Genomic DNA, 6700 nt, shown 5'->3' with positions numbered 1-6700 from the left:
ATGACCGCTTTTGATTGGATCCTTGATATAGACAGTACAGTCAAACCAGTTTTTGGTCATCAGGAAGGAGCTGAAATCTGCTACAATCTAGAATAAAAAGGACTGCCAAGCTACAACTACCATAGCTATTTCATTGCCAATATTCGAATTTGCCTGGGAATTGAGGTGAGGTCCGGCAATGAGCATGGTGGTAGTTTTGCGCTGCCTAAACTTTTTGACTCTATAGCTGAAGAAAATAGACCATTGCTAATTCGAGGAGATCTATCTTACGGCTCAGATAATATGATGAGAGAATGTGAGAATCGGCTTATTCGCTACCTTTTTAAGCTTAAAATGAGCAGTGGAGCTAAAAATCTTATTCGAGATATTGAACACTCAAATCCCAATTGGGCTAATGCAGGCCAAGGCTGGCAAGGCTATAAAACAACTATTCAACTCCAAGGGTGGGAGCAAAAAAGAGAGGCCCTTATTTTACGTCGCCAGCACAAATCGAAAAAAGCTGTCGTTACCAAGGCAATTGAAGATAAGCAACCAACACTTTTTCCTGAACTTATTGAAGATGAAAAAGCTACTGAATAGGAATACGTAAGCGTCAAATGAACCTTACTTTTTGAAGTTGTGAGGTAAAAGCTCTTCGATTTTATTTGCCGGATGGCCATTTATTTTTCTAAGAACATCAGAGATGTACTCAAATGGGTCGACGTCGTTAGCTCTGCATGTCTGAATAATTGATGCCCATGTAGCGGTTGCGTCACCACCATTTTTACTTCCAGCAAAGAGCCAGTTCTTTCTACCGATAGTTAATGGTCTAATTGATCTTTCACTTTCGCCATTATCCGGCTCCAAGCGTGGATCTTGCAGGAATGTTTTCAGAGCTTCTTTTAATTTGATCGTATAATTGAGTGCCTTGCCAATTCCAGATTTGGGGAGAATCATTGGTCCAGTGAGCATTTCGTTCTCGATATAGCCGAAAAATTCATTGATTAAAGGGCTTACTTTCTCCTGACGCAATTTAAGTCTGCTTTCAGGAGTCATTCTTTTACCAATGCGTTCATAACGATAAAGGTTTCTGATCATTCTGAGGATATTTCTTCTGAATTCTACAGGAGCATCTTCAGCTTCAATAAATTTTCTGCGCACATGCATCCAGCAAGCACACTCGTGCACACCTTTAGAAGTGAATAAGTCGTCATATCCACTGTAAGCATCAGCATGAATGTATCCTTTATAGTTTCCCAGGAATTCCTTTGGCCTTTTCTTTTGCCGATCTTTGGTAAATTCAAATATTTTCATCGGTGGCCCAGCACCTCCGGCGACATAAACCCAGATGCGTCCTGTCAGTAAACCTTTCTTTCCTTTACCTTTAACCTGTAATTTTACCGGTGTATCATCTGTAAAAATTATACCTCGATTAAGGATTTGTTTTTTCAATTCATCATAGAGAGGCTTAAGAACTTCCGCCCCCCTGATAATAAGATTGGATAAAGTCTGGCGACTGACCGGAATACCTTCGTTTTTCATCTTCTCTTCAATACGGTATAAAGGAAGATGGTATGAGTATTTATTTACGGCTGTATCAGCTATAATTGACTCATCAAATTGACTGCCTGGAATAGCAAAATCAGGTAGATTAGCAATGAGGATGCCGGAAGTTGCATCTTTCTTATCTGCATACTTGGGACGCACATAAACTTTAATGTAGTAACTGGCAGGTTTCTTGGCCAGTTTACGGCTTCTATCTACACCAATTTGAATAAGGCCTTCGCGCTCTTCCTCCGGTACATCAAGGATGATTTCTTCTTCTGGAAGATCTTCTGGAATTAAATCTTTGAGAGATGACTTTTTCTTACGCGTAGAGTTTCTTTGCTGAGTCAGTTTATTTTCTTGCTGATCCAACTCATCACTTAGAGAATCCAACTCTTTAACTAAATCTTCAAACTCAGGCTGGTTTTCATCAAGATCAATCTCACGTTCAGACTTTGGCCCGAACAGGGCTTTTTCAAGCAGGCGAATGCGTTGCTTAAGCCTGTTATTTTCAGCTTTAAGTTCAGTGACTTCGGTCGTTTCATTTTCAAGTATTTCAGCCATGCAGATATATAGCATAAAATACTCAAATTGCAGCTTAGATGAAGCTTAGACTCCTCTAAAACTTGTACGTATTTTCAGAGGCTCAACTCCTTCTAAAATTAATGTTAAACGGCGACGATCAATTAACAGTTTGACATCAGCCGATTGGGCGATATCAAACAAACCTTTTTGAAGATACTTATACCAAAGAGCAAAGCCGTCACCATCCCAATATAAGATCTTTAGGCGAGTCCGGTTACGGTTGGTAAAGACATAGAAACTGCCATCAATCGGGTTCTCACTGAACTTTTGAATAAGGCTGATTAAACCATGGAAGCCTTTGCGCATATCTGTTGAACTGGTGAATACAAAAATCCGTGCATCACTCGCTATATTCATCATAGCGACATCAAAACTTTAAGAGCTGAGTTGAGAGTCTTTCGATTGAAGCCATCTTCCAGATTGAATCTAAAATCGTCTCTGTATTCTAGAATGATTGAGCCTGGTTTATTCTGTATTGGTGCCTCTTCGGTATCATCCACTTCAATGAAAGTACCTACTTCGTCAATCGCTGATTCCCGGACTTTCTTGCGCCAATTATAATATTGACCCAAGGCTATATCATTTTCCTGGCATTGTTCTTTAATTGACTTCTCACTATTCTCAAACTCTTCAACGACAAGGCGCCAAAACTCTAGCTTGTCTTCTGCATTCACCTTTTCCATTTTTATCCTTCTTAATATTTAAGTCGAAGGAAGTATAGCAAGGGAAATCAGCTTAAAGAAGATGCTCTACATTATCGAGGTAGGACAGCCAGTTACCCGACTGCCCCCTCACAGATCCCAGCGTGCGGTACTACCGCACTGGGCTCTTCATAATAATTCACTTCCGTACGAGCATGTAAAGTTTTAGAGTCTGAAACTGTTAACGATTTTCTTTTCTGTTACTTCAGGTTTCGGAATACCAAAGTATTCAATGAGCTCTTTAAAGCCCTTCCAGTTGTAACTGCGTTTCTGGCTTCGCCTATTTAACCACTTAAACAGAATCCGTAAACACTTAAACCAGAAGTGACTTAAGCGTCTATTGTTCCCCATCAACCCATAGTAGTTATAATGTCCCATGAATTTCCGACGTACGTTTTCCATTAGTGGTCTGAGCTTCTTATCACGATTTGACTGAATCCATTCGGTAAACCGCTTGATACCTGAGCAGAGATTCTTAGTAGAAGTTCTAGCTCTTACATATCTTTTGCCTTTATGGCTTGTTTCCCAATGAAATTCAAACCCCAGAAACTCAAAGCTTTGATTTTCTTTACGAGTCTTGTATCGTGAAAAGATCAGCTTCTTTGTCTTTTCGGGCGCAACCTCAAGATTAAATTTCTTTAGTCGCATCCCCAGCTGACTGTAAAAGGTCGAAGCCTCACTCTCGGCTTGAAATAAGCATACAAAATCATCCGCATAACGAATTATACGACTGGTTCCAATGCATTTTGTCCGAATTCTTTTCTCAAACCATAAGTCGAGTGCATAATGCAGGTAAACATTAGCTAAAACTGGTGATATTACACCTCCTTGCGGTGTCCCACTTTCGGGATGTATCACCTGTCCGTCTTCTAATATTCCTGCTTTTAGCCACTTGCGAATAAGTTCAAGTAAAGCTTTATCCTCGATACGCTGTGACAACATCCTCAAGAGCCAGTTATGATCAATATTATCAAAGAAGCCTTTTATATCCGCTTCAACTACGTAGTTGCAGTTATTGAACATCGCTATTTCTTTTGTAAGCTTTACTGCATCACGCGCTCCTCTATTGGGGCGGTAACCGTAACTTTCCTGAATGAAATCTGCTTCATAGATCGACTCAAGGATTTTCGCACTCGCATATTGGAGTAATTTATCCTCCAGAGCGGGTATTCCTAAGGGACGAAGTTTAGTCGCTGATTTCGGGATATAGCACCTGCGTATAAGTTTAGCTTTATAGCTCTTATTCTTTAATCGCTTAACAAGATCTTCTAAATTCTCCTCTAAGTTTTGTCCATATTCAAAGTAACTTACACGATCTACACCTGTAGCTGAACGTTTGTTCAACTGACCATAGGCCCAGCGTAAATTCTCGATATTTAGCAGACGGTATAGCCCGCCAAATCGATGCTGTTTGTGACTTTGTGCTCTTTTGTTTATTCCCTTCAGTGAGGTTAGCATGAGTTGTATCAACCTTTCTTAATTGTTCATGTTTCCTTTGAAGGCTACATTATTATGCCAGCCCCTTCCCCATGTGAACGGCTTTCCCGAACTCGGAGTACTATGGGCTGGTCTGACTTCCTAAGCTCCATCTGTACGGCTTCTTTCCAGTTGCCGAATACATACCCATGCATCCACATATTTCTATGATCAGCTGGGAGAACAGAGAATATCCCAAGTTCACTGTATCTCTCTATCAACATGCGACATCTTAAAACTCCGATGGCATTCAAACTGGAGGATCTTGGACTATCCAGTTCAAATATTGGTTTCCAGGGCGTCAAAACTGTCACCTACCATAAGTCGTATAACGAAGCTAAACTGATCTAAGGATTATACGGTTAATCCCTACCGCCTGCTGATTTCCCTGTGTACGCTTCACTTGATTAGTTCTATAGCCGACTAGAATCAACCGATTATTTTCACAGTTTCATCCAAACGAAATATTCCGCATCAAGCGCAACACTCGGTACGAGTGAGCAAGATTCTCTTACTCGACAGGGACTTTCACCCTGCAAGAAACACAATGCTTCTTGGCGCACTGACGCTTACAAATCTACAGCAAAAATTTCTCTTTTCAGAGTCATCCCATAGAGCTTGTAAAAGTCACTTAAATACCGATTGTGGCGACCACTAAAAGTGACTCAAGAACAGTAAATATTTTTCGTCTGTAATTTATTCATATTGTTCAACCTTGTTATTAAAATGCAGTGTCATTCTAATCTGTGACCAACTCTAAGGAACGAAGAGGTGTCCGGTAAACTTCTGGAACTTAGTAGTTTCCTTTAAGACTTTATGGATGATCCTATAATAAACTCTTCTCAAAGATTTTTTTAGAATTTCTTTGAATTAGGAGCAATTACCAGCTTCAATAAAAATAATTTTGATCAATTAATAAAATCTGTTAACCTTGCCAAATCAGCTCCGTAATAGTGGTTAATTGAACAATTTTAGAGTTGCTTCGAGATCATACTGACACTGTATGAAGAGTATTTGTGTATACACAGCATACCCCTGAAGATCCATTTTTATTAAAAAAAGTCTCCACAGCTGTACTGAAATGACTTCAGGTTTCGTATATGTAGTTGCATGCAAGTTTAATAAAGGAGTGATATATGAAGAATTTATTTTTGATACTTTTATGCTTTTTCTGTATTGTTCAGGCTGAAAATAAAGATGACTTATCTTCTTTAAAAGCTAAAGGTTGGCAAGAAGCTTTTTCTGACAAAATGACCGGAACAGACTGGCAAGAGAAGTGGTTTCTTGACGGTATATATGCCAAAGTGAGTAATTCAAAAGAAGCTTTACAAATCGATACTTCCAAAGGCTTTGCCGTTCTCTGGACCAAGAAAGAGTTTACAGGCGATTTACGCATAGAATATGATTTTAAATGTTTAGACGGCGACAAACGAAAAGGGGTCAACATAATATACATTCAGGCAACAGGAGATGGCCAGAAAGGTTGCGTGGAAGACATTACGCAATGGCCAGAAAAACGTGAATTGGCAGCCATGAAGAATTACTATTTAAATATGCATACTTATCATATCAGTTATGCGACTGGTACTCAGGGAGGCAAAAATAATGATTATGTTAGAGCGCGAAGGTACATGCCTATAGAAAACAAGGGACTGAAAAAGACTGAACTGAAAGGGGATTACAATAACGCCGGTCTTTTTAGTGATAAAGAGTGGCTTCGCATTGCCATTATCAAACAGAACAAAAAAATCTGGATGGAAGTAAAGCATCCGAAGATGACAAAGATGTTTAAATTTGAAAATGTCGATAAGCCGGGAATCGAGGCTGGAAGAATAGGTTTGCGGCTCATGCAGAATAGACTTTCCCATTTTAAAAATTTTAAAGTTTATGAACTGAAGGAATAATTCGTATACACCCTGACTCCGCTCCTAATCTGAATTTAACCATATGGTGATAGAAAAATGAAAAATACACAACAATTACTACCGCTGTTTATCATTTGTTTTAGTTTTTTAATGCTTGGTAGCAGCGTAAACTCAAGAGCCAACGCTGCCGAAGCTATAGCGCCAGATAAAATCCTGAGCTTTGGCATCAATGGCAAACGCAACATGCTTTATGATGCCCGCCAGCGCCCGCAGTCGGTATTGTTTAAGGGCCGCCTGTACATTGTCTACAACGCAGATGCGACTCCTACAAAAAACAAAAAGGGAATGGCTTATCCGATGCTGATTACCTATGACCCTCAGACGAGGCAGTTTACCAAGCCTGTTCGCATCGGGCCACAACACAGCGATCACCATTACAGCCCGATCATTTGGGCCGACGAATCCGATTACCTTCATGTGCTTCACGGTTGCCACAGGACGCCGGGCACACACCTCATTTCGGCGGAACCTGTTGTTGCGGGGGCATCC

The 6700-nt window shown here is 40.1% G+C and carries 7 protein-coding genes; 3 read left to right on the top strand and 4 right to left on the bottom strand.

Annotated features, from left to right (window positions below):
* Window positions 1-165 precede the first annotated feature (165 nt).
* Window positions 166-579, top strand: a complete 414-nt coding sequence (locus HRU21_10955; GenBank protein NRA42806.1) for a hypothetical protein — start codon at window positions 166-168, stop codon at window positions 577-579.
* A 24-nt stretch (window positions 580-603) separates the two neighbouring features.
* On the opposite strand, the gene HRU21_10950 is transcribed toward HRU21_10955, so the two are convergent.
* The 4 genes from HRU21_10950 to ltrA form a co-directional block, all read right to left on the bottom strand.
* Window positions 604-2088: an IS66 family transposase gene (locus tag HRU21_10950; GenBank protein ID NRA42805.1), complete on the bottom strand. Its 1485-nt coding sequence runs from the start codon at window positions 2086-2088 to the stop codon at window positions 604-606.
* 45 nt (window positions 2089-2133) lie between these two features.
* Window positions 2134-2469, bottom strand: a complete 336-nt coding sequence (gene tnpB, locus HRU21_10945) for an IS66 family insertion sequence element accessory protein TnpB (protein ID NRA42804.1) — start codon at window positions 2467-2469, stop codon at window positions 2134-2136.
* A complete protein-coding gene (locus tag HRU21_10940) occupies window positions 2466-2792 on the bottom strand; it encodes a hypothetical protein (GenBank protein NRA42803.1) in 327 nt (108 codons plus the stop codon). The genes tnpB and HRU21_10940 overlap by 4 nt, the downstream gene beginning before the upstream one ends.
* Before the next feature lie 183 nt (window positions 2793-2975).
* Window positions 2976-4268, bottom strand: coding sequence for a group II intron reverse transcriptase/maturase (ltrA, locus tag HRU21_10935; GenBank protein NRA42802.1), 1293 nt, complete (start codon window positions 4266-4268; stop codon window positions 2976-2978).
* Window positions 4269-5422: 1154 nt separating this feature from the next.
* Between ltrA and HRU21_10930 the strand changes: the two genes are divergently transcribed.
* Together HRU21_10930 and HRU21_10925 are read left to right on the top strand one after the other, a co-directional pair.
* The gene (locus HRU21_10930; protein ID NRA42801.1) at window positions 5423-6190 is read left to right on the top strand and encodes a DUF1961 family protein; all 768 of its coding nucleotides are present in this window, start codon (window positions 5423-5425) and stop codon (window positions 6188-6190) included.
* Between the two features lie 57 nt (window positions 6191-6247).
* A partial coding sequence (locus HRU21_10925; protein NRA42800.1) for a hypothetical protein occupies window positions 6248-6700 on the top strand: 453 nt, incomplete at its 3' end.

The sequence above is a fragment of the Pseudomonadales bacterium genome, assembly GCA_013215025.1.
Lineage (GTDB): Bacteria > Pseudomonadota > Gammaproteobacteria > Pseudomonadales > DT-91 > DT-91.
Note: the sequence above shows the minus strand (reverse complement) of the source record. Positions and strands in the feature narration are given on the sequence as shown.

What these genes read in the sequence shown, in the direction of transcription:
- HRU21_10930 (NRA42801.1), top strand. Translation starts at nt 5,423, where the DNA reads ATGAAGAATTTATTTTTGATACTTTTATGCTTTTTCTGTATTGTTCAG.
- tnpB (NRA42804.1), bottom strand. Translation starts at nt 2,469, where the DNA reads ATGATGAATATAGCGAGTGATGCACGGATTTTTGTATTCACCAGTTCA.
- HRU21_10940 (NRA42803.1), bottom strand. Translation starts at nt 2,792, where the DNA reads ATGGAAAAGGTGAATGCAGAAGACAAGCTAGAGTTTTGGCGCCTTGTC.
- ltrA (NRA42802.1), bottom strand. Translation starts at nt 4,268, where the DNA reads ATGCTAACCTCACTGAAGGGAATAAACAAAAGAGCACAAAGTCACAAA.
- HRU21_10950 (NRA42805.1), bottom strand. Translation starts at nt 2,088, where the DNA reads ATGGCTGAAATACTTGAAAATGAAACGACCGAAGTCACTGAACTTAAA.